The sequence below is a fragment of the Streptomyces sp. NPDC006309 genome (assembly GCF_040613095.1).
GTDB lineage: Bacteria > Actinomycetota > Actinomycetes > Streptomycetales > Streptomycetaceae > Streptomyces.
In genome coordinates this window covers 25,644-48,216 of the sequence record NZ_JBEXRO010000035.1, presented here as the reverse complement: position 1 = coordinate 48,216, position 22,573 = coordinate 25,644, and the positions used below count along the sequence as shown (strand labels likewise).

General features: G+C 72.7%; 18 protein-coding genes and 1 pseudogene. 11 read left to right on the top strand and 8 right to left on the bottom strand.

Features of this window, described 5'->3' with window-relative positions:
* Positions 1 to 98: 98 nt before the first annotated feature.
* Positions 99 to 2,234, top strand: coding sequence for a serine/threonine-protein kinase (locus tag ABZ117_RS31490; protein WP_356825701.1), 2,136 nt, complete (start codon positions 99 to 101; stop codon positions 2,232 to 2,234).
* 69 nt (positions 2,235 to 2,303) lie between these two features.
* Here ABZ117_RS31490 and ilvD read toward each other — a convergent pair whose 3' ends face one another.
* The 4 genes from ilvD to ABZ117_RS31470 all read right to left on the bottom strand — a co-directional run bounded on the left by ilvD (position 2,304) and on the right by ABZ117_RS31470 (position 6,775).
* On the bottom strand, positions 2,304 to 4,157 hold the full coding sequence (ilvD, locus tag ABZ117_RS31485) for a dihydroxy-acid dehydratase (RefSeq protein WP_356825699.1): 1,854 nt from the start codon (positions 4,155 to 4,157) through the stop codon (positions 2,304 to 2,306).
* 144 nt (positions 4,158 to 4,301) lie between these two features.
* The gene (locus ABZ117_RS31480; protein ID WP_356825697.1) at positions 4,302 to 4,907 is read right to left on the bottom strand and encodes a TetR family transcriptional regulator; all 606 of its coding nucleotides are present in this window, start codon (positions 4,905 to 4,907) and stop codon (positions 4,302 to 4,304) included.
* On the bottom strand, positions 4,904 to 5,719 hold the full coding sequence (locus tag ABZ117_RS31475) for a sugar phosphate isomerase/epimerase (protein WP_356825695.1): 816 nt from the start codon (positions 5,717 to 5,719) through the stop codon (positions 4,904 to 4,906). The genes ABZ117_RS31480 and ABZ117_RS31475 overlap by 4 nt, the downstream gene beginning before the upstream one ends.
* A 123-nt stretch (positions 5,720 to 5,842) precedes the next feature.
* Positions 5,843 to 6,775 carry a Ppx/GppA phosphatase family protein gene (locus tag ABZ117_RS31470; protein ID WP_356825693.1) on the bottom strand — a complete coding sequence of 311 codons (933 nt, stop codon included), beginning with the start codon at positions 6,773 to 6,775 and terminating at the stop codon, positions 5,843 to 5,845.
* Between the two features lie 159 nt (positions 6,776 to 6,934).
* On the opposite strand from ABZ117_RS31470, the gene ABZ117_RS31465 reads away from it, so the two are divergent.
* Complete coding sequence (locus ABZ117_RS31465) at positions 6,935 to 7,687, top strand: hypothetical protein (protein WP_356825721.1); 753 nt, start codon at positions 6,935 to 6,937, stop codon at positions 7,685 to 7,687.
* Positions 7,688 to 7,786: 99 nt separating this feature from the next.
* Here the strand turns inward: ABZ117_RS31465 and ABZ117_RS31460 are convergent, their stop codons facing one another.
* Positions 7,787 to 9,529 carry a hypothetical protein gene (locus ABZ117_RS31460; protein ID WP_356825691.1) on the bottom strand — a complete coding sequence of 581 codons (1,743 nt, stop codon included), beginning with the start codon at positions 9,527 to 9,529 and terminating at the stop codon, positions 7,787 to 7,789.
* A gap of 241 nt (positions 9,530 to 9,770) precedes the next feature.
* Here ABZ117_RS31460 and radA point away from each other — a divergent pair, with 241 nt between their 5' ends.
* The 3 genes and pseudogenes from radA to ABZ117_RS31445 all read left to right on the top strand — a co-directional run.
* A complete protein-coding gene (gene radA / locus ABZ117_RS31455; protein WP_356825689.1) occupies positions 9,771 to 11,180 on the top strand; it encodes a DNA repair protein RadA in 1,410 nt (469 codons plus the stop codon).
* An 80-nt stretch (positions 11,181 to 11,260) separates the two neighbouring features.
* Positions 11,261 to 12,385 carry a DNA integrity scanning diadenylate cyclase DisA gene (gene disA / locus ABZ117_RS31450; RefSeq protein WP_356825687.1) on the top strand — a complete coding sequence of 375 codons (1,125 nt, stop codon included), beginning with the start codon at positions 11,261 to 11,263 and terminating at the stop codon, positions 12,383 to 12,385.
* A gap of 640 nt (positions 12,386 to 13,025) precedes the next feature.
* Positions 13,026 to 13,373 (top strand): annotated as a pseudogene (locus ABZ117_RS31445) (transposase); the annotation flags it as partial.
* 68 nt (positions 13,374 to 13,441) lie between these two features.
* Here ABZ117_RS31445 and ABZ117_RS31440 read toward each other — a convergent pair.
* Both ABZ117_RS31440 and ABZ117_RS31435 read right to left on the bottom strand, forming a co-directional pair.
* Complete coding sequence (locus ABZ117_RS31440) at positions 13,442 to 14,392, bottom strand: SDR family NAD(P)-dependent oxidoreductase (protein ID WP_356825685.1); 951 nt, start codon at positions 14,390 to 14,392, stop codon at positions 13,442 to 13,444.
* Positions 14,393 to 14,595: 203 nt separating this feature from the next.
* Positions 14,596 to 15,426: a hypothetical protein gene (locus ABZ117_RS31435; protein ID WP_356825683.1), complete on the bottom strand. Its 831-nt coding sequence runs from the start codon at positions 15,424 to 15,426 to the stop codon at positions 14,596 to 14,598.
* Between the two features lie 190 nt (positions 15,427 to 15,616).
* Here ABZ117_RS31435 and ABZ117_RS31430 point away from each other — a divergent pair, with 190 nt between their 5' ends.
* The 5 genes from ABZ117_RS31430 (at position 15,617) to cseC (ending at position 20,049) form a co-directional block, all read left to right on the top strand.
* Complete coding sequence (locus ABZ117_RS31430) at positions 15,617 to 16,492, top strand: A/G-specific adenine glycosylase (protein ID WP_356825681.1); 876 nt, start codon at positions 15,617 to 15,619, stop codon at positions 16,490 to 16,492.
* A 273-nt stretch (positions 16,493 to 16,765) separates the two neighbouring features.
* Positions 16,766 to 17,305, top strand: a complete 540-nt coding sequence (locus ABZ117_RS31425; RefSeq protein WP_356825679.1) for a SigE family RNA polymerase sigma factor — start codon at positions 16,766 to 16,768, stop codon at positions 17,303 to 17,305.
* Positions 17,306 to 17,346: 41 nt separating this feature from the next.
* Positions 17,347 to 17,946, top strand: a complete 600-nt coding sequence (locus tag ABZ117_RS31420) for a hypothetical protein (protein WP_356825678.1) — start codon at positions 17,347 to 17,349, stop codon at positions 17,944 to 17,946.
* A gap of 38 nt (positions 17,947 to 17,984) precedes the next feature.
* On the top strand, positions 17,985 to 18,686 hold the full coding sequence (gene cseB / locus ABZ117_RS31415; RefSeq protein WP_356825676.1) for a two-component system response regulator CseB: 702 nt from the start codon (positions 17,985 to 17,987) through the stop codon (positions 18,684 to 18,686).
* A 13-nt stretch (positions 18,687 to 18,699) separates the two neighbouring features.
* Entirely contained in the window at positions 18,700 to 20,049 is a 1,350-nt protein-coding gene (cseC, locus tag ABZ117_RS31410) for a two-component system sensor histidine kinase CseC (RefSeq protein ID WP_356825674.1), read from the top strand.
* A gap of 228 nt (positions 20,050 to 20,277) precedes the next feature.
* On the opposite strand, the gene ABZ117_RS31405 is transcribed toward cseC, so the two are convergent.
* Positions 20,278 to 21,849 carry an MDR family MFS transporter gene (locus tag ABZ117_RS31405; protein WP_356825672.1) on the bottom strand — a complete coding sequence of 524 codons (1,572 nt, stop codon included), beginning with the start codon at positions 21,847 to 21,849 and terminating at the stop codon, positions 20,278 to 20,280.
* A gap of 124 nt (positions 21,850 to 21,973) precedes the next feature.
* Between ABZ117_RS31405 and ABZ117_RS31400 the strand changes: the two genes are divergently transcribed.
* Positions 21,974 to 22,573 (top strand): TetR/AcrR family transcriptional regulator, encoded by a 600-nt coding sequence (locus tag ABZ117_RS31400; protein WP_356825670.1) that lies wholly within the window; start codon positions 21,974 to 21,976, stop codon positions 22,571 to 22,573.

The following is a 22,573-nucleotide window of genomic DNA, read 5'->3' as shown; positions in this document are numbered from 1 at the left end:
ACGCGCACGCAGACGCTAGCAAGCCGCCTCCGTCTCGCACGAACCATCGATTAGGCTCCGTGCGTCGCGCGCGCGGACGAAGAGCACGGGGGTGGTCCATGGCGCCACAGCGCAACATCGGGGCGGGCGCGGAAGCGGAACTTCCCGAATACGCCGGTCACTACCGTCTGGAGTCCCGTCTGGGCTCCGGCGGCATGGGCGTGGTGCACCTCGCCCGCAGCACCTCGGGGATGACGCTCGCGGTGAAGGTCGTACACGCCGAGTTCGCGCGGGACCCCGAGTTCAGAGGCCGCTTCCGGCAGGAGGTGGCCGCAGCCCGGAAGGTCAGCGGTGCCTTCACCGCGCCCGTCGTGGACGCCGATCCACAGGCCGCGCGGCCGTGGATGGCCACGCTGTTCATTCCGGGACCGACCCTGTCCGAACAGGTGAAGCGGAACGGTCCGATGACCGCTCCGCAGCTGCGCCGGCTGATGGCCGGGCTCGCGGAGGCGCTACGGGACATCCACCGGGTGGGGGTCGTGCACCGGGACCTGAAACCCAGCAACGTCCTGCTCGCGGAGGACGGGCCGAAGGTCATCGACTTCGGCATCTCCCGGCCGGCCGACAGCGAGCTGCGCACCGAGACGGGGAAGTTGATCGGCACGCCGCCGTTCATGGCGCCCGAGCAGTTCCGGCGCCCCCGGGAGGTGGGGCCGGCGGCCGACGTCTTCGCGCTCGGATCGCTGCTGGTGCACGCGGCCACCGGGCGTGGGCCGTTCGACTCGGACAGTCCGTACGTCGTCGCCTACCAGGTGGTGCACGACGAGCCCGACCTGACGGGCGTACCGGCCACTCTGGCGCCGCTGGTGCGGCGTTGCCTCGCCAAGGAGCCCGCGGACCGGCCCACGCCGGACGAGCTGATGCGGGAACTGCGCTCGGTGGCGGCCTCGTACGACACCCAGGCGTTCATACCGGCGCAGCGCGTGAGCGAGGACGGGCCCGGCCCGGTGGCGGCTGCCCGTCCGGAGCGGGCCGAACAGCGACCGGCGCGGGGACCGGTGCGGCGACCGGGCCGGCGTGCGGTGCTGGGGGCCGGCGCCCTCGGACTGGTGCTGGTGGGTGCTCTCGCCGCGGTGTGGGGATCAGGCGGGGGCGACGAGAGGCCGGGGGCCGCCGGCGCGGCGGCCCCGCCGGCCGGCTCCCGAGCCTGGACGGCCCGGCCGGTGCCCGCCGGAGAGGGCATGCCGCAATGCGCGTACGAGGCGGGGAAGTTGCTCTGCGCGCGGCCGGGTGTCGTCTTCGCGCTCTCCCCGGCCGACGGCCGATTGCTGTGGCGGCGGTCCGTCGACACGCGGTCCACCAGCGGACCTCCGGTCGTCTCCGGTGGCCTGGTGCAGCCGTACACGGACGGCGGCTCGCGGCTCGCCGGGCTCGATCCGGCCACGGGCAAGGAGGTCTGGCAGCGGCGCCTGCCGGCGGGCACGACGGTGCGGTACGCCGGCGACACCGCCCTGCTCACCGGCGCCGACGGCGCGGTCACCGGGGTGAACGGCGCGACCGGTGCCACGCGCTGGCGCGGTGCGGTTCCCGGCCGGGGCGTGCCGTCCTTCGTGGCGTTCCCGGGCGGATCCGGTGCGCGGAGCGAACCGGCGTACGCGACGCGGACGTCCGCCGACGGCGCGAGTACGCAGGTGACCGCCGTCGACCCGGACACGGGGCGGGTGCGGTGGGACGTCCGGCTGAAGGGCTGGCTGAAACCGTTCGCCGCCCAGGCCGACGGCTCGGTGTACTTCCTGGGCGTCGACAGCGGTTACGGCGCCCGGGAGATCGTCCGTTACGCCCCCGGGAGCGGGTCGACGCGGCGCGTGGCCCTGCCCGCCGTGCTCGCCGGCGCGCACGCGAGCGTGCGGGGGGACGTGGTCCATGTGCTGGCCACCGGCGGTTCCCTCGACGCCGTGGACATGGGGTCGGGCCGGCAGCTGTGGCATCTGGAGACGTCGGTGAGCCGCGGTTCGGTGCCCGTCGCGCGGGGCGGGTCGGTGTACGTCACCGGCAGCGACGGCCGGCTGCTCGCGGTCGACGCCCGCACGGGCATGCTGACCGGGCAGACACCCGCACGGCTGGTCGGGCACTCCGCCGGGGTCATGGCCACGCCGCCCGCCCCGGTGATCGTCGGCGGGGACGGGCGGGTCTGCGCCACCGCGCCCGACGGCACCGTCTTCACCGTGGACGGCCGCTCCCCCGGGGGCTGGTGACGTACGGACGGGTACGGCGAAGGGCCGCCCCCACCGGGGAGCGGCCCCCTGTCACACCTGCCCGGCCGGTCAGCCCAGCCGGGACACGTCCCGCACCGCGCCCTTGTCCGCGCTCGTCGCCATCGCGGCGTAGGCGCGCAGGGCGACGGAGACCTTGCGGTCGCGGTTCCTAGGGGCGTAGACGCCGTTCAGCGCCTGCTCCCGGCGGGCCAGCTCCGCGTCGTCCACCAGCAGTTCGATGGTGCGGCCCGGGATGTCGATGCGGATGCGGTCGCCGTCCTGGACGAGGGCGATCGTGCCGCCGGAGGCCGCCTCCGGGGAGGCGTGGCCGATGGACAGGCCGGAGGTGCCGCCGGAGAAACGGCCGTCGGTGATCAGGGCGCAGCTCTTGCCGAGGCCGCGGCCCTTCAGGTACGAGGTCGGGTAGAGCATCTCCTGCATGCCGGGGCCGCCCCTGGGGCCCTCGTAGCGGATGACGACGACGTCGCCCTCCTTGACCTCCTGGGTGAGGATCCGCTGGACGGCCTCTTCCTGGGACTCGCAGACGACCGCCGGGCCCTCGAACGTCCAGATCGACTCGTCGACGCCGGCGGTCTTGACCACGCAGCCGTCGACGGCGAGGTTGCCCCGCAGGACCGCGAGGCCGCCGTCCTTGGAGTACGCGTGCTCGGCGGAGCGGATGCAGCCGTTCTCGGCGTCGTCGTCCAGGGCCTCCCAGCGCTCGGACTGGGAGAACGCCTCCGCGGAGCGGACGCAGCCGGGGGCCGCGTGCCACAGCTCGACCGCCTCGGCGGCCGGGGAGCCGCCGCGGACGTCCCAGGTCTTGAGCCAGTCGGCGAGGGAGGGGCTGTGGACGGCGTGGACGTCCTCGTTGAGCAGGCCGGCGCGGTGCAGTTCGCCGAGCAGGGCGGGGATGCCGCCGGCGCGGTGCACGTCCTCCATGTAGTACGTGCGGTTCTTCCCGACGTTGGGGGCCACCTTCGCCAGGCAGGGGACGCGGCGCGAGACGGCGTCGATCTGCTCCAGGCCGAAGGGCACGCCCGCCTCCTGGGCGGCGGCCAGCAGGTGCAGGATCGTGTTGGTGGAGCCGCCCATCGCGATGTCCAGGGCCATGGCGTTCTCGAAGGCCTGGAAGGTGGCGACGTTGCGGGGCAGGACCGTGTCGTCGTCCTGCTCGTAGTAGCGGCGGGTGATGTCCATGACCGTGCGGGCCGCGTCCTCGTAGAGGCGGCGCCTGGCGGTGTGGGTGGCGAGGACCGAGCCGTTGCCGGGCAGGGAGAGGCCGATGGCCTCCGTCAGGCAGTTCATCGAGTTGGCGGTGAACATGCCGGAACAGCTGCCGCAGGTCGGGCAGGCGTTCTCCTCGATGCGGAGGATGTCCTCGTCGGAGATCTTGTCGTTGACGGCGTCGGAGATCGCGTCGACCAGGTCGAGCGTGCGGACCGTGCCGTCCACGAGGGTGGCGCGCCCGGACTCCATCGGCCCGCCGGAGACGAAGACGGTCGGGATGTTCAGGCGCAGCGCCGCCATGAGCATGCCCGGGGTGATCTTGTCGCAGTTGGAGATGCAGACCAGGGCGTCGGCGCAGTGGGCCTCGACCATGTACTCGACTGAGTCGGCGATCAGGTCGCGGGAGGGCAGCGAGTAGAGCATGCCGCCGTGGCCCATGGCGATGCCGTCGTCCACGGCGATCGTGTTGAACTCGCGCGGGATGCCGCCGGCCTGCGTGATCGCCTCGCTGACGATCCGGCCGACCGGCTGGAGGTGGGTGTGGCCCGGCACGAACTCGGTGAAGGAGTTGGCCACGGCGATGATCGGCTTCCGGCCGATGTCCGCACCGGGTACACCCGAGGCACGCATAAGGGCGCGGGCGCCCGCCATGTTGCGTCCGTGGGTGACTGTGCGGGACCTCAGCTCGGGCATCGTCGCTCGCTCCTTCGAAGACCTTCTGGAGAAGAGTCCAGAGAGTTCTGACTCTCTCCGAGCGTACGCTCCCCCTCCGAACCGTGGACAGAAGTGTCCGGAATGCGGGACGGGCGTTCCAGTGTCGTACCGCGCGTACGGGGGTCAGGCGGCCGTCAGATGGTGCTGTACGACCGGTGCCAGCCGCACGACGAGCTGCTCCAGGTCCGCGGAGGCCAGGGGCTCCAGCCTGATCACGTACCGCATCATCGCCGTTCCCACCAGCTGCGCCGCCGCCAGCTCGGCGCGCAGCTCGGCGTCGGGCAGGTCCAGCGCGGCGGCGATGCGGCGCATCAGCTGGGCGGCGATCAGGCGGCGGAAGACAGCGGCGGCGGTGTCGTTGTCGACGGCGGAGCGCACGATCGCCAGCAGCGGGGTACGGGTCGCGGGGTTCTCCCAGACACCGAGGACGAAGCGGGTCAGCCGCTCCCCGACGCCGTCCAGCGGGCCGTCGGCCACCGCGTCGGACGCGATCAGGGCGGGGGCGAAGGCGACCTCGACGGCCGCCTCGAACACCTCCTCCTTGCTGCCGAAGTAGTGGTGCACGAGCGCCGGGTCCACCTCGGCCGCCTTGGCGATGGCGCGGACCGACGTCTTCTCGTAGCCGCGCGCGGAGAACACCTCGCGGGCGGCGGTGAGGATGCGGTCGCGGGTACCGGCGGACTCGGTGCGCGGGGGGCGGCCGCGGCGGCGGGGGGTGGTCCCGCTCATCCCCGGGGCACCCTTACGGCCGCCGAGGCGAGGTGCTTGCGCGTGAACTCCAGGGCCTCGGCGAGGTCGGCCTCGCGCTCGGCGCCGGACATCGCACGCCGGGTGTTGACCTCGATCACGACGTGCCCGTCGAAGCCGGTGAACGCGAGGCGCTCCAGCAGCTCGGCGCAGGGCTGGGTGCCGCGGCCGGGCACCAGGTGCTCGTCCTTGGCGGAGCCGCGGCCGTCGGCGAGGTGCACGTGCCCGAGCCGGTCTCCCATGCGGTCGACCATGTCCAGGGCGTCGGTACGGGCCGTCGCCGTGTGGCTGAGGTCGATCGTGAAGTGCCGGTAGTCGTCTTTGGTGACGTCCCAGTCGGGGGCGTAGGCGAGCATCTCGCGGTCGCGGTAGCGCCACGGGTACATGTTCTCGACGGCGAACCGGACGTCCGTCTCGTTCGCCATTCGCCAGATTCCGTCGACGAAGTCCCGGGCGTACTGCCGCTGCCAGCGGAACGGCGGGTGGACGACGACCGTGGACGCCCCCAGCTTCTCCGCCGCCGCCCGGGCCCGCTGGAGCTTGGTCCAGGGGTCGGTCGACCAGACCCGCTGGGTGATCAGCAGACAGGGGGCGTGGACGGCCAGGACCGGGATGCCGTGGTAGTCCGACAGGCGGCGCAGCGCCTCGATGTCCTGACTGACCGGATCGGTCCACACCATGACCTCGACACCGTCGTAGCCGAGGCGTGCGGCGATCTCGAAGGCCGTCGCCGTCGACTCCGGGTAGACGGAGGCGGTCGACAGCGCGATGCGCACGTCCGTTGGTTCACCCACGTCCGTCACCTTACGGCGTGGGGGGACCCGGGTGTTGGGTGCCGGTTCGCCGTTGTGAGGTATGCCATGCGGGCGGGCGCGGCGGGGCCGCGATCACCCCCGGGGCCCGCGCCCCTCGGGCCGTCAGGCGGAGCCCATGTGGTCCAGGCGCCGGAGGATCACGCCCTCCCGCAGGGCCCAGGGGCAGACCTCAAGGCTCTCCACACCGAACAGGTCCATCACGGCCTCGGCCACCAGTGCGCCCGCCACCAGCTGGCCCGCCCTGCCCTCCGAGACACCGGGGAGTTCCGCTCGCTGGTCGGTCGTCATGCCGGCGAGGCGGGGGACCCAGGCCTCCAGGGACTCGCGCTTGAGCTCCCGCTGGACGTAGAGCCCGTCGGCGCTGCGGGCGGCACCGGCGATGCGGGCCAGCTGCTTGAAGGTCTTGGACGTGGCGACCACGTGGTCGGGGGCGCCGAAGCGGCTGAATTCCCCGACGTGCCGGCCGATCTCCGTGCGGACGTGCCGGCGCAGGACGCGGACCTCCTCCGGAGCGGGCGGGTCGCCGGGCAGCCAGCCCGCGGTGAGGCGGCCGGCGCCGAGCGGCAGGGAGACGGCCGTGTCCGGCTCCTCGTCCATGCCGTAGGCGATCTCCAGGGAACCGCCGCCGATGTCCAGGACCAGCAGTTTCCCGGCGGACCAGCCGAACCAGCGGCGCACGGCGAGGAAGGTGAGCCGGGCCTCCTCCGCGCCGGTGAGGACCTGGAGGCGTACGCCGGTCTCGTCGGCCACGCGCGTGAGGACGTCGTCGGCGTTGGTGGCCTCGCGGACCGCGGAGGTCGCGAAGGGCAGCAGGTCCTCGACGCCCTTGTCCTCGGCGGCCTGGAGCGCGTCCCGTACGACGGCGATCAGCCGGTCGACGCCCTCCTCGCCGATGGCACCGCTGCCGTCGAGGAGCTGGGCGAGCCGGAGGTCGGCCTTGTGCGAATGCGCGGGCAGCGGGCGCGCGCCGGGGTGGGCGTCCACCACCAGCAGATGCACCGTGTTCGAACCCACGTCCAGGACACCGAGTCTCATGGACGGAAACGCTACTGCCAGAACGCCGGTCCTCGGTCCCCGGAGCGGGCCCGGGCCACTTACCCTGGACGGGTGCCAAAGACGAACAAGGCGAAGTCCGCGAAGCCGGAGAAGGCGGACAAGGTTCGCAAGGCCGGCAAAACTCCCAAGGCCGCGAAGGTGAGCGACGAGAAGGGGCTCGACTTCGCGCGCGCCTGGGTGGAGTTCCCCGACCCCGCGGACGACGAGCAGATCTTCCGCTGCGACCTGACCTGGCTGACCTCTCGCTGGAACTGCATCTTCGGCAGCGGCTGCCAGGGCATCCAGGCGGGCCGCGCGGACGACGGCTGCTGCTCGCTCGGGGCGCACTTCTCCGACGAGGACGACGAGAAGCGGGTCGCCGAGCATGTGGCCCGGCTCACCCCGGACATCTGGCAGCACCACGCCGAGGGTCACAGCGGCGGCTGGGTCTCCGAGGACGAGGAGGGGTCCCGGCAGACGCGGCCCTTCCAGGGCTCGTGCATCTTCCAGAACCGGCCCGGGTTCGCGGGCGGCATGGGGTGCTCGCTGCACATCCTCGCGCTGAAGGAGGGCCGGGAGCCGCTGGAGACCAAGCCGGACGTGTGCTGGCAGCTGCCGGTCCGGCGGACGTACGACTGGATCGACCGGCCGGACGACACCCGTGTGCTCCAGGTGTCCATCGGTGAGTACGACCGCCGGGGCTGGGGTCCGGGCGGCCATGACCTGCACTGGTGGTGCACCTCGGCGACCTCGGCCCACGGCGCGGGCGAACCGGTGTACGTCTCCTACCGGGCCGAACTGACCGAGCTGATGGGCAGGGCCGGTTACGACCGCCTGGTCGAGCTGTGCGAACAGCGACTGGCATCGCAGCTCCCCCTCCTGGCACCGCACCCGGCCGACCCGCCCCGCTGACGCACGGCCTCGGGTCGCTCGGAGCCGTGATCCCAGGGGGCCGCTCGGACCCGTGACCCCACGTGGGCGCCATGCACGGTGTGAGCGTGCGCCCCGGTTCTACGTGTCGGTCGGGCTCGGGGGGTCCGTGTCGGTCGGGGCGGGGGACGTGGGCGTGGGGTCGGTGGGGGGCGGCGTGGTCGGGGTGGGAGCCGGGCCGGTGGGGAGCGGGGAGTGGGTCGTGGGGGGTTCGGCGGGGGGTGTGGCCGGCGGCGTCGAGGGGGGCGTGGCGGACGGCGGGGGTGCCGGACGGCTCGGTGCCGTGCCGTAGCCGTCGATGGAGACCACCGCGCCCGCCGGGGCCACCGCCACCCGCGCGTGCCAGTGCCCGGACGGCTCGCGCAGCTGGTCGACGTACACCTTGATCGTGAACGTCGAGCCGGGCCGGAGGGTTCCCGTGGACCGGCTGAAGTAGAGCCAGGCGGCCGGTGTGGACACCGACCAGCGGACCTCGGAGGCGCCGGAGGCCGTGAGGGTGATCAGCGTCGTGTCGCCGTCGTTGGCGGCGCCGACCGAGAGTCGGCCGGCGCCCCTGCCGTCCGCTCCGCCGACGCCGACGACCTCCACGGAGACGTCCGACTTGCCGTCCTTGCCGTGCCGGGCGCCCGGCTTCACACCGGCGTGGCCCGCCTGCTCGTGACCGCCGGCCGGATCACCGCCGAGCACGTCGGGGCCCTGGGCCCCGTGCGCGGTCGCGGATCGGCCGTCGCCGTCCCCGGCCGGCCCGCCCCGGTAGGCGGCCCAGAGGGCGAGGACGGGCGCGGCGACGACCGTGGCGACCACCGTCGTGGTGACGGCACGCGCGCGGAGACGGTCGCGGCGGGCCGCGCGGTCCTTGGGGTCCATGGGGAAGCCGCGCCGGTCGAAGCGCGGCAGGGCCGCGCCCCGCGCGCGTGGGTGGTGCGCGAGGGCCGTGCGCAGATCCGCCCGCGGGGCCGGAAGGACGGGCAGCTCGGCCGGGGTGACCGTGGCGCCGGGCCAGCGGCCGGGGGCGGTGCGCTCGGCGGTGCGGCGGCAGCGCGGACAGTCGTCGACGTGCCGGACCAGCTCGCGGCGTACGGCCGTACTGAGCACCATCTGGCTGTCGCCGGTGAGGTGGGCGACGCTCGGACAGTCACCGGCCCGGACCACGGCCAGGGCCGCGCCGGTGCGCTCGACCTCGCAGGCCGCGGAGGCGAGCAGCTCCCGGGCGGCGGCCGGTTCCATGCCGAGGACGGCGGCCACCTCGTGGGCGGCGAGATGGTGGCGGACCGCGAGTTCCAGGGCCTCGCGCTGCTCGGGAGTGGTGCCGGCCGCCTCCGGCCAGGCCAGCAGGGCCAGTTCGCGGCGCCGCCGCTCCTGGTCCTCCGGGGCGACGGCCGGCTCGGTGCCGTTCCCCGCTCCCTTCCCGGCGCCGGCGCGGCCCGCCGCGTGCGTGGCCTGACGGTTGCGCCTGGCCTCGGCCAGCTTGCGCAGGCACGCCCAGCGGGCCAGCGCGTACAGCCAGGCCCTGCGGTCACCGGCGGCCTCGGGGCCTCGGTGCGCGCGCCGTTCGGCCAGCGCGAGGACGTCGCCGAGGGCGGCGGTGGCCGCGTCGTGGTCGCACAGGACGGACAGGCAGTAGGTGAACAGACCGTCCAGGTACGGCTCGTAGCACTCCGGCATGCGCTGCGCGAGGACGCGCGCCGCGGCGCGGTCGCGCGCCTCTCGCGCCTCGCGACGCGCTTCCTGCGCCTCATACGACTCACGTGACTCACGCGACTGTCGGTGCGCCCGGTGCGCGCCGGTCGTGCGGGTGGTGGTCTCCGGACTGCTGCTCATCACCCGTGCGACCGTAGGCGCCGTCGGAGCGCCCCTTCCGGAACCTTGAGCTCTTTTACTTCGTACGGGTGAAACGATCCCTCAAAAGGGGACAGAGCCCTTGGCTCCGCCGCTCGATCCCCCGGGGCGCCGGCCGGGACCGGCCCGTCCGACCGCCGTGCGCGGTCGCGCGTGCGCCCTCCTCCGTCCGGTCCGCGATTGCGTCCGTGGTCCCGTTGTCAGTGCCGCGGGCTACGGTTTCCGCATGGCTGCCCGTACCAAGACCACCAAGGACCGCCCGTCCTACCGCTGCACCGAGTGCGGCTGGCAGACGGCCAAGTGGCTCGGCCGCTGCCCCGAGTGCCAGACCTGGGGCACGGTCGAGGAGTACGGCGCGCCCGCGGTCCGGACGACCGCACCGGGCCGCGTCACCACCTCCGCGCTGCCCATCGGCCAGGTCGACGGCCGGCAGGCCACCGCCCGCTCGACCGGCGTGCCCGAGCTTGACCGGGTGCTCGGCGGCGGCCTGGTCCCCGGCGCGGTCGTGCTGCTCGCCGGTGAGCCCGGCGTCGGCAAGTCCACCCTGCTGCTGGACGTGGCCGCCAAGGCCGCGAGCCCCGAGCACCGCACCCTCTATGTGACCGGCGAGGAGTCGGCGAGCCAGGTGCGGCTGCGCGCGGACCGCATCGGCGCGCTCGACGACGACCTGTACCTGACCGCGGAGACCGACCTGTCCGCCGTCCTCGGCCACCTGGACGAGCTGAAGCCGTCCCTGCTGATCCTCGACTCGGTGCAGACCATCGCCTCCCCGGAGATCGAGGGCGCGCCCGGCGGCATGGCCCAGGTCCGGGAGGTCGCCGGCGCCCTGATCCGCGCCTCCAAGGAGCGCGGGATGTCCACCCTGCTCGTGGGACACGTCACCAAGGACGGCGCCATCGCCGGCCCCCGCCTCCTGGAACACCTGGTGGACGTGGTCCTGCACTTCGAGGGCGACCGGCACGCGCGCCTGCGCCTGGTCCGCGGGGTGAAGAACCGCTACGGAGCGACGGACGAGGTGGGCTGCTTCGAGCTGCACGACGAGGGCATCACGGGCCTCACCGACCCGAGCGGCCTGTTCCTGACCCGCCGGGCCGAGGCGGTCCCCGGCACCTGCCTGACCGTCACCCTGGAGGGTCGCCGCCCGCTGGTGGCCGAGGTGCAGGCTCTGACCGTCGACTCCCAGATCCCCTCCCCGCGCCGGACGACATCCGGTCTGGAGACCTCGCGGGTGTCGATGATGCTGGCCGTCCTCGAACAGCGCGGCCGGATCAGCGCCCTCGGCAAGCGGGACATCTACTCGGCGACGGTCGGCGGCGTGAAGCTGTCGGAGCCGGCCGCCGACCTGGCCATCGCCCTCGCCCTCGCCTCCGCGGCCATCGACACCCCGCTGCCGAAGAACCTGGTCGCCATCGGCGAGGTCGGGCTCGCGGGCGAGGTCAGACGGGTCACGGGCGTGCAGCGCAGGCTGTCCGAGGCACACCGGCTGGGCTTCACGCACGCGCTCGTACCGACCGATCCCGGCAAGGTCCCGGCGGGCATGAAGGTCGTGGAAGTCGCCGACATGGGAGACGCGCTGCGGGTGCTGCCGCGCTCGCGTCGCCGAGAGGCCCCACGGGAGGCGGAGGAGCGCCGGTAGACTTTGCGCAGGTCTCGCCCGTCCGTACGAACCGCGTGCCGGGACGGGAGCGCCTCAGACCCCGCGACCGGAGGAGTGCAGTGGCAGCCAACGACCGGGCAGCAGCTCCCGGCAAGTCCGGTGGGAGTGCCGGTTCCGACGGCCTGATGCGCGCCTCGTTGAGCGCCGTGGCACCCGGCACCCCCTTGCGGGACGGCCTCGAGCGCGTCCTGCGCGGCAACACGGGCGGGCTCATCCTGCTCGGCTCCGACAAGACGGTCGAGTCGATGTGCACGGGCGGGTTCGTGCTGGACGTCGAGTTCACCGCGACCCGGCTGCGGGAACTGTGCAAGCTCGACGGCGGCATCGTGCTCTCCTCGGACCTGTCGAAGATCCTGCGCGCGGGCGTCCAGCTGCTCCCGGATCCGACGATCCCCACGGAGGAGACGGGCACCCGGCACCGCACGGCGGACCGGGTGAGCAAGCAGGTCGGTTTCCCCGTGGTCTCCGTCTCCCAGTCGATGCGCCTGATCGCCCTGTACGTGGACGGCCAGCGGCGCGTCCTGGAGGACTCGGCGGCGATCCTGTCCCGCGCCAACCAGGCGCTGGCCACGCTGGAGCGGTACAAGCTCCGGCTGGACGAGGTCGCGGGCACGCTGTCGGCACTGGAGATCGAGGACCTGGTGACGGTCCGGGACGTGTCGGCCGTCGCGCAGCGCCTGGAGATGGTCCGCCGCATCGCCACCGAGATCGCCGAGTACGTGGTCGAGCTGGGCACGGACGGCCGTCTTCTCTCGCTCCAGCTGGAGGAGTTGATCGCCGGGGTCGAGCCCGACCGTGAGCTGGTCGTCCGGGACTACGTGCCCGAGCCGACGGCCAAGCGGTCCCGTACCGTCGCGGAGGCCCTGGCCGAGCTGGACGCCCTCAGCCACGCGGAACTGCTCGAACTGGGCACCGTGGCAAAGGCCCTGGGCTACACCGGCTCGCCCGAGACCCTGGACTCCGCGGTGTCGCCGCGCGGCTTCCGGCTGCTGGCCAAGGTTCCGCGCCTGCCCGGGGCGATCATCGACCGCCTGGTGGAGCACTTCGGTGGTCTCCAGAAGCTGCTGGCCGCGAGCGTCGACGACCTGCAAACGGTCGACGGCGTCGGTGAGGCCCGGGCGAGGAGCGTGCGGGAGGGTCTGTCCCGCCTGGCGGAGTCCTCGATCCTCGAACGCTACGTCTGAGTTCCACCCCGCCCCGACCCCCACCACCCGGCCTCTCGCCGCCCGGTCCTCACCGCCCGGTCCGTCGCCGGCCAGCCGTCACCGCCGGGCCGTCACCGCCCGGCCCATGGCCTACCGGTCCCTCACCGGCCGGCCCACGGCGACCCGGTCCTTCGCCGCCCGGCCCGCGGCCACCCTCGGCCCGGCACCGGCTGGCCCGTCGCCACGCAGTCCGCGGCCACCCAGCCCGTCACCGGCCGGTCCGCGGCCACCCAGGCCGTCACCGGCCGATCCGTGGCCGTCCGGCCCGCGGCCACCCGGTCCCTCACCACCCGGACCGTGGCCACCCAGCCCTCACCACCCAGCCCATCACCGGCCGGTCCGCGGCCACCCAGGCCGTCACCACCCAGTCCGCGGCGCCCGGCTCATGACCGCCTTCCCCTCACCACCCGGACCGTCGCCCCCCGGCTCATGACCGCCTGGCCCTCACCGCCCGGCCCGGCACCGGCCTCCGGTGCCCCGTGGCCGCCCGCGCGCCTGCATGGATTCCCGTGGTTCCCGCTCCGCGCGCCCCGCGCCCCGTCGGGGCGGCTTCGACGGGCCCGGCACCGGCCGGTGGCGCCCGGTCCGCGGCGCCTAGAGTTTGTGTGATGTTGTGATCGGCCGTCCCCGCACGCGGCCCGACGCGGTCGCCGCAGACAAGGCCTACTCGTCCCGCGGTAACCGCGCCTACCTGCGCAAACGCAACATCAAAGTGGTCATCCCGGAGAAGAAGGACCAAGCCGCCAACCGGAAGAGGAAGGGCAGCCGGGGCGGCCGACCCGCAAGCCATGACGTCGATCTTCACATGGAGCGAAACACCGTCGAGCGCCTGATCAACAAGCTGAAAGCCTGGCGAGGCATCGCGAGCCGCTACGACAAGACGCCCGAGAGCTACCTCGCCGGCCTCCCCCTCCGCGCCTCGATGATCTGGATCAACGACCTCCCGCAGGCACCTGGTTGTGACTGAGCGTCCCGGTTGGCCGGGCTGAACACGGCAGTTGCCCACCGGATGGTCGCCCTGGGTGCGGCTCCGGCCTACCGAAAGCCGAGGTTCGGATCGGTGCCGGCCAGCTCACCGCTGGCGGCCCAAAGGCGAGCGGCGACGGCCGGGTCGGCCATGTGAGAGGGCACGGGCTCACGCCGTGGTATGCCACGCAGGCCGAAGGCCCTCGGCCCCCACAGCTGCCCTCCCTGCACCTCCGAGTCGAGGACGGCACGGACGACGGGCCATGCTCCGGCGTCCTTGCCCTGCACCAAGAGCCCGGCGGGCAAGGCTCGCAGCCGCTCACCGGGGGTTGTCACGTGTACCGGCGGGCGGGACGGGGTGAGGGAGTCCAGTGCGCCGCCGGGGTGGGCCACCACGCTGAGCACCGTGCTGCCGACGGCACGTAGGCGGCGATCGAGTTCGAAGCCGAAGCACATCTGCGCCAGCTTCGATCGTCCGTAGGTGCGCTTGGGCCGATAGTCCCGGGTCGACTGCAGGTCGCCCAGGTCCAGTCGCTCGGACCGCGCCGCGAAGCTTCCCACCGTCACGATGCGGCCCGCCTGCGCCGCGGACAGCAGGGGGGCCAGCCACTGGGTGAGCACGAAGTGGCCGAGGTGGTTGGTGCCGAACATCAACTCGTGGCCGTCCTTGGTCTCTCGACGCGGCAGGTCGTCGAGCGCGACCCCTGCGTTGTAGACCACCGCGTCGAGATGATCGAGGTCCAGCCTGTCCACGGCGGTCTTCAGGGCCGACGGGTCGGCGAGGTCCAGTTGAAGGTGCCGCACATGCGCGCCGGAGACGCGCGAGCGGATTGAGGCCATGGCGGCGTTGGCCTTCGCGGCGTCCCGGCTGCCGAGTACGACGACGGCTCCGGTGGCGGCGAGCTGCTCCGCGGCGAAGTAGCCGATCCCGGCGTTACCCCCAGTGACCAGGAAGATTTTGCCCTCGGCAGACGGCAGCCGGTGAACGTCCCACGGTCGACTCTGGGATGCGGAAGACACGATGACAGGCTCCTAGCGCTCTGGGGCAGCGTGCTCATGGGGAGCACCAACCCGCCCAAGGTCGCACCCTCCACCGACATACCGCCGACAGATCACGGACACTGCTGACAGACTTCCGACACCCCCCGGAGAAGGCAGAGAGCAGGAAAGCCGGTCAACTCGGGCGCTCAGTCACACTGCTTGATCACAACCACACACAGGCCCTAGTCCGCGGACAGGACGAACGAGGCCTGCGCCTTCGCGAACCCCGGGGCCTTCGCCTCCAGGAGGTACGTGCCCGCCTTGGCCGAGCCCGCGGAGGGCGTCGCGCAGTGCGGGGCGCTCGGCTTGCGGTCCCACTTCACGGTGTACGTCACGCTCTTGCCCGCGGGCACCCGGAACACCAAGCTTCCCGCGCCGTCGGGGCAGTCGGCCGACGACCAGTACGCGGCGCCCTTGTCGGCCGGCGTGATCGTCAACACCGCGTTCTTCGGGCCGAGATCGGTCTTGCAGTCGGCGGACGAGCTGTTGTCCGCGGTGAGTTCGAACGTCGGCGTCTGGTCCGGCGAGTAGGAGTTGTGCACACTGCGCAGGCTCAACCGCACCGCCCGGGCCGTGCAGTCGGGCAGCGGGGAGGACGCCGGGAGGGCGTCGCCCGTTCCCACGCGACCGCCGGCCGAGCCGGGACCCGCGCCGCCGGACCCGGCGGAGCCGTCACCCGGCCCGCCCGAGCCGCCGTCCCCGCCGGAACCCGTACCGGAACCGCCGCCGGACCCGGAACCGGACCCGGTGCCGCTGGAGTCGCCCCCCGACTCGTCGCGCCCGCCGGGGTGTTGGCTGTAGGCGGGACCGGAGTCGGACGGTCCGGGCGTGATCGTGTGCGCGGGATTCTTGCCGTCGGACCCGTCGGTGTCCTTCTTGCCGCCCCCGCCGCCGAGCGTGACGATCAACGTGACCACCAGCACCAACAGGGCGATCACGGACAGCATTACGGCCCTCCGACGCCAGTAGATGGAGGAGGGGAGCGGCCCGACCGGATTGCGCAGAGATCCCACGGCCCAAACTGTACGAGAGATCACCGCGCTTGCTCGCGCCACCCGCCGCGCGCCCGCGAACTTTTCCGGATCATCATTCCGGTAACTGCCGCTAACTGCCCCCACCGGCACGGTTCTTCCCGGTGTGCCACGCTCGGTGACCGTGCCGTCACCCACCATGTCCGCCCACCCGTGGCAGGATCGGAAGGCCATGACTGAGATGCTCCACGCCCCCGTGATCACCTGGTTCGACGCCCACGCCCGAGACCTCCCCTGGCGCCGCCCCGAGGCGGGCCCGTGGGGGGTGATGGTGAGCGAGTTCATGCTCCAGCAGACGCCGGTGAACCGGGTACTGCCCGTCTACGAGGAATGGCTGACCCGCTGGCCGCGCCCCGCCGACCTCGCCAAGGAGGCGCCGGGCGAGGCGGTGCGCGCCTGGGGCCGGCTCGGCTACCCGCGCCGCGCCCTGCGCCTGCACGGTGCCGCGGTCGCCATAACGGAACGGCACGGCGGGGACGTACCGACGGACCACGCGCAACTGCTCGCCCTGCCCGGCATCGGGGAGTACACGGCCGCCGCGGTGGCGTCGTTCGCGTACGGGCAGCGGCACGCCGTGCTGGACACCAATGTGCGCCGGGTCCTGGCGCGAGCGGTGACGGGCGTGCGGTACCCGCCCAACGCCACCACGGCCGCCGAGCGGCGGCTGGCCCGGGAGCTGCTGCCGCAGGACGAACGGACCGCCGCCCGGTGGGCCGCCGCCTCCATGGAGCTGGGCGCGCTGGTGTGCACGGCGAAGAACGAGGGATGCCAGCGGTGTCCGATCGCCGAGCGGTGCGCCTGGCGGCTCGCGGGCAAGCCGGAGCACACGGGTCCGCCGCGCCGCGGGCAGACGTACGCCGGTACCGACCGGCAGGTGCGCGGCAAGCTGCTGGCCGTACTGCGCGAGGCGCACGCGCCGGTGCCACAGGTGGCGCTCGACCGGGTGTGGCACGAGCCGGTGCAACGGGCCCGCGCGCTCGACGGGCTGGTCGCGGACGGTCTGGTGGAGCCGTTGGCGGGGGGTCTGTACCGGCTGCCCCTGGGCTGACGCACAGGCATGTCACAGCCCGCGGGCGTCTGTTACGACACTTCATATCGGTCAAACGCCTACAAAAAGGGCAAGTGTGCCACCGTCTTTACCCCGTTCCGGCTTTCGTTACACAACCGACGGATAGCCGATTGCCAGCCGCAGGCTGGACCGCACAGCCCCGTGACAACCGCTCCGTAGGTTCTTCTCCGTGCCCGGCGGACCACCGGACACAAGAACGGCAGGACTTCGGGCAGCGGCCCGGAGGACGACGGGGAACGGAGGCGGTTGATCATGGCGCAGGGCGAGGTGCTCGAATTCGAGGAGTACGTCCGTACCCGGCAGGACGCACTGTTGCGCAGTGCGCGGCGACTGGTGCCGGACCCCGTCGACGCCCAGGACCTGCTCCAGACGGCGCTGGTACGGACGTACGGCCGCTGGGAGGGCATCGCCGACAAGCGGCTCGCCGACGCCTATCTGCGCCGGGTCATGATCAACACGCGGACCGAGTGGTGGCGTGCGCGCAAGCTGGAGGAGGTCCCGACCGAGCAGCTCCCGGACGCCTCCGTGGAGGACGCCACCGAGCAGCACGCCGACCGGGCCCTGCTGATGGACGTCATGAAGGTGCTCGCTCCGAAGCAGCGCAGTGTCGTGGTGCTGCGACACTGGGAGCAGATGTCCACGGAGGAGACGGCCGCTGCCCTCGGCATGTCGGCCGGTACGGTCAAGAGCACGCTGCACCGGGCGCTCGCCCGGCTCCGTGAGGAGCTGGAGGCCCGCGATCTGGACGCACGCGCGCTGGAGCGTGAGGAGCGGGAGCGTTGCGCGGCCTGACCGGGGCCGGACCCGACCGGGTCCGAGGCAGTACACAGGCGGTGATCACGGTGGGGGCCGTGCTCGCCGCCCTCGCCCTTTTCGCCGCCGCGTGCGGCAGCGGGGGCACGGGCGCGCGGGACGAGGGCCCGGCGCACGCCTCGGCGATGGCCGGAGCCGTCGCCTCCCCCGCCCCCAGCCCGTCCGGCAGGTACCGGCGGGTGGATCCCGTGGCGCTGCTCACCCACGATCCCGAGGTGTCGGGGGCGGTCAAGCGGGAGCTGAAACCGTGCGACGGCGACGAGTACCCGGTCGACGTCTCCTACGGCAACCTGACCGGCGGCCCGGTGGACGACGTCGTCGTCAACGTGCTGACCTGCACCGACGCGGTCGGTGTCGGCTCGTACGTGTACCGGGAGGACGGCGGCGCGTTCACGAACGTCTTCAAGAGCGAGGAGTCCCCGGTCTACGCGGAGATCGACCAGGGCGTCCTGTCGGTGACCCGGCAGTACTACGAGCAGGGCGACCCGATCTCCAGCCCGTCCGGTGAGATCGTGACCCCCTACACGTGGCGGGCGGGACGGTTCGTCCAGGGCAAGCCCACCCGCAACGAGTACAGCAAGTCCGCCGGCGGAGGCCCGACGCCCGCGCCGGACAACTGACCGCCCACACGCACACCACGAGGACTGAGAGCACCGGGATGGCAGACCAGACCCACGTCCTGTTCGTCGAGGACGACGACGTCATCCGCGAGGCCACCCAGCTCGCCCTGGAGCGGGACGGTTTCGCGGTCACCGCCATGCCCGACGGCCTGTCGGGCCTGGCCGCGTTCCGGGCGGACCGGCCCGACATCGCGCTGCTTGACGTCATGGTCCCGGGGCTGGACGGCGTCAGCCTGTGCCGCCGTATCCGCGACGAGTCGACCGTGCCGGTGATCATGCTGTCGGCGCGTGCCGACTCCATCGACGTCGTTCTCGGCCTGGAGGCGGGCGCCGACGACTACGTGACCAAGCCGTTCGACGGCGCCGTCCTCGTCGCCCGGATCCGTGCGGTGCTGCGGCGCTTCGGGCACGCCGGCGGCGCCCAGGCCGGGGATCCGGGGGCCGCCGTCGAGGGCGGCCCGCTGGCCTTCGGGGATCTGTACATCGACACCGACGGCATGGAGGTGCGCCGGGCCGGGCAGCCGGTGGCGCTGACCCCGACCGAGATGCGGCTGCTGCTGGAGTTCTCCTCCGCGCCGGGCACCGTGCTCTCCCGGGACAAGCTGCTGGAACGCGTGTGGGAGTACGGCTGGGGCGGGGACACCCGGGTCGTCGACGTGCACGTGCAGCGGCTGCGGCAGAAGATCGGCCAGGACCGGATCGAAACGGTCCGCGGCTTCGGTTACAAGCTGAAGGCCTGAGCGGAGCGACGGTATGCGGGGGATTCTTCGGTACCCGGTCCGGCGGATGGAGCGCGCGGGCCTGCGCACCGGGCTCAGATGGAAGCTGAGCGCGGCGATCGCGCTGGTGGCCGGCCTGGTGGCGATCGTGCTGAGCCTGGTCGTGCACAACGCGGCCCGTGTCTCGATGCTGGACAACGCGCGGGAACTGGCCAACGAGCGCCTCCTGCTGGCCCAGCGCAACTACGAGCTGAACCGGGGGCCGATCTTCCCCCACGTCAAGACCGACGACCCGGAGCTGCCGGTCGCGCTGCGCGAGAAGGTCGAGCGGGGCCGCCGGGCCAGCGACGTCTCCGAGCACGGCGGGTCGCCGGACATCTGGGCGGCCGTGCCGGTGAAGAACGGGCACGTGCTGTCCGTGCACCTGCATCTGCCGGACCGCAGCAGCAACGTCATGAAGGACCTGGACCAGGCCCTGGTGATCGGCTCGGTCGCGGTCGTGCTCGGCGGCAGCGCGCTGGGCGTGCTGATCGGCGGCCAGCTCTCCCGCCGGCTGCGCAAGGCGGCGGCCGCCGCGAACCGGGTCGCCAAGGGCGAGACCGAGGTCCGGGTGCGGGAGGCCATCGGCGGGGTCGTACGGGACGAGACCGACGACCTCGCCCGCGCGGTGGACGCCATGGCGGACGCGCTCCAGCAGCGCCTGGAGGCCGAACGGCGGGTCACCGCGGACATCGCGCACGAACTGCGCACCCCGGTCACCGGTTTGCTGACGGCCGCCGAGCTGCTGCCGCCCGGCCGGCTCACGGAGCTGGTCCTGGACCGGGCGAAGGCGATGCGCACCCTGGTGGAGGACGTCCTGGAGGTGGCCCGCCTGGACGGGGCCTCGGAGCGGGCGGAACTCCAGGACCTCATGCTGGGCGAGTTCGTCGCCCGCCGGGTGGCCGCCAAGGACCCGGACATCACCGTACGGGTGGTGCACGAGTCGGAGGTCACCACCGACCCGCGGCGCCTGGAGCGGGTGCTGTTCAACCTGCTCGCCAACGCCGCCCGGCACGGCCGCCCGCCCATCGAGGTCACCGTGGAGGGCCGGGTCATCCGGGTCCGCGACCACGGCCCCGGGTTCCCCGAGGAACTGCTCGCCGAGGGGCCGAGCCGGTTCCGCACCGGCAGCGAGGACCGCGCCGGGCAGGGGCACGGGCTGGGGCTGACCATCGCGGCCGGCCAGGCACGGGTGCTCGGCGCCCGGCTGACGTTCCGCAACGTACGGCCCGCGGGCGCCCCCGCCCGCCTTCCCTCGGAGGGCGCGGTCGCCGTCCTCTGGCTCCCCGAACACGCCCCGACCAGCACGGGAAGCTACCCGATGCTGCCGCGCCCCCTCGGCTAGGTCGTGTCGGCCGCCGCGTCCGCGTGGCGGGGCGGCCGGCCCGGCGGGGAGCGGCGGGGGCAGGGGGCCCCGCGCGGTGTCCGACCTGGCCCGCTCGGTGCGCCCGTGTGCCGGGCGCGCGCCCGGCGGCCCGGCGTAGGTGGTGCCGGCCGCCCCGGCCGGTGGGTGGGCGTACGCGCCGAAGGCCCCGGAGGCGGTCGCCCCGGGGCCTTCGTGTGCGTGCGGACGTCAGACGGTCTCGGCCATGGCCGCCGCCAGCGTGTCCCCGCCGTCGGCGGAGGGCTTCTGCGGTCCGCCCTTGAGCGGGACCTCCTTGACGAACAGGGCCGCGGCCAGCACCAGCACCGCGATCCCGGCGCCGAGCAGGAACGCGGAGTGCGTTCCCTGGGACACCGCGTGCTGGTAGGCCTCGCGGGCGTCCACCGGCAGCTTGGCCAGGCTCGCCGCGTCCAGCTGCGCCGACTTCTCGGTGAGCTTCGAGCCCAGCGCACCGGCCCGCTCGGACATGACGTCCTGGACCCGGTGGTTGAACAGCGCGCCCATGATGGCCACGCCGAAGGAGGAGCCGAGGGTGCGGAACAGGGTGGTGGAGGAGGAGGCCACGCCCATGTCCTTCATCTCCACGCTGTTCTGCGCGACCAGCATGGTGATCTGCATCAGGCAGCCCATGCCGGCGCCGAGCACCGCCATGTAGAGGCCGGAGGTGAGGCGGGTGGTGCCCGTGTCCATCAGGGACAGCAGGTACAGCCCGACGATCATCAGCGCGCCGCCGACGATCGGGAAGACCTTGTAGCGGCCGCTGCCGGTGGTGACCCGTCCGGCGACCATCGAGGTCACCAGCATCGCGCCGAGCATGGGCAGGAGCAGCAGACCGGAGTTGGTCGCGGAGGCGCCCTGCACCGCCTGCTGGTACAGCGGCAGGAAAAGGGTGGCGCCGAACATCACGAAGCCGGTGATGAAGCCGATCAGCGACATCAGGGTGAAGTTGCGGCTCCGGAAGATGTGCAGCGGCACCACCGGCTCGGCGGCCTTGGTCTGCCAGAACACGAACCCGACCAGCGTGGCCACCCCGATGCCGATCAGTTCCATGATCCGCGCGGAGGTCCAGGCGTACTCGCTTCCGCCCCAGGTGGTGACCAGCACGATGGAGGTGATGCCCACGGTCAGCAGGACGACACCGAGGTAGTCGATGCCCGCCTTGGACCGCTTCCTGGGCAGGTGCAGCACGGCGGTGACCAGCGCGAGGGCGACCGCGCCGAGCGGCAGGTTGATGTAGAAGGCCCAGCGCCAGCCCCAGTTGTCGGTGATGGTGCCGCCGACCAGCGGACCGCCGATCATCGCGAGCGCCATGACGCCGGCCATCATGCCCTGGTACTTGCCCCGCTCCCGCGGCGGCACGAGGTCACCGATGATGGCCATGACGCCGACCATCAGGCCGCCGGCGCCGAGACCCTGCACGGCCCGGAAGCCGATCAGCTGGCCCATGTCCTGGGCCATGCCGCTCAGCGCCGAGCCGACCAGGAAGATCACGATCGAGCTGAGGAACGCGCCCTTGCGGCCGTACATGTCACCGAGCTTGCCCCAGACCGGGGTGGAGGCCGCGGTGGCCAGCGTGTATCCGGTGACGACCCAGGACAGGTGCTCCAGGCCGCCGAGATCACCCACGATCGTAGGCATCGCCGTGCCCACGATCATGTTGTCCAGCATCGCGAGCATCATCGCGATCATCAGTGCGAGCAGCACCACTCGCACGCTTCGGGGCTGTTTGCCCTCTGTGACACTTCCGACCGCGTCCGCCATCCTCGTCCACTCCCCCTGCGGCGGCTACTTACTTGCCGCCCGGCTAGTTCAGTACACTGAAAAAGTAGACGTGTCACTAGCCGGTCGTCAAGTAAGTTTCCGCGGGAGCGCGAGGAGTACGAGGATGGGCGTCACCATGGACGGCACCAAGCAGCAGCGCCGCGGCAACACCCGCCAGCGCATCCAGGACGTCGCGCTCGAACTCTTCGCGGAGCAGGGATACGAGAAGACCTCCCTGCGCGAGATCGCCGAGCGCCTCGACGTCACCAAGGCGGCTCTGTACTACCACTTCAAGACGAAGGAAGAGATCATCGTCAGCCTCTTCGAGGACCTGACGCATCCGATCGAGGACCTTATCGAGTGGGGCAGGCAGCAGCCGCACACGCTGGTGACCAAGCGGGAGATCGTACGGCGCTACAGCGAGGCGCTGGCGGGCGCGGAACCGCTCTTCCGCTTCATGCAGGAGAACCAGGCGACCGTGCGCGAACTGCGCATCGGCGACACCTTCAAGGACCGGCTGCGCGGCCTCCGCGACATCATCATCGACCCCGAGGCACCGCTCGTGGAGCAGGTCCGCTGTGTCAGCGCGATGTTCACGCTGCACGCGGGGATGTTCGTGATGCAGGACCTGGAAGGCGACTCCGGGAAGAAGCGCGAGGCCGTTCTCGAGGTCGCCCTGGACCTGGTCACGCAGGCGCACCGGGGCGCCCACGGGACGGAGTAG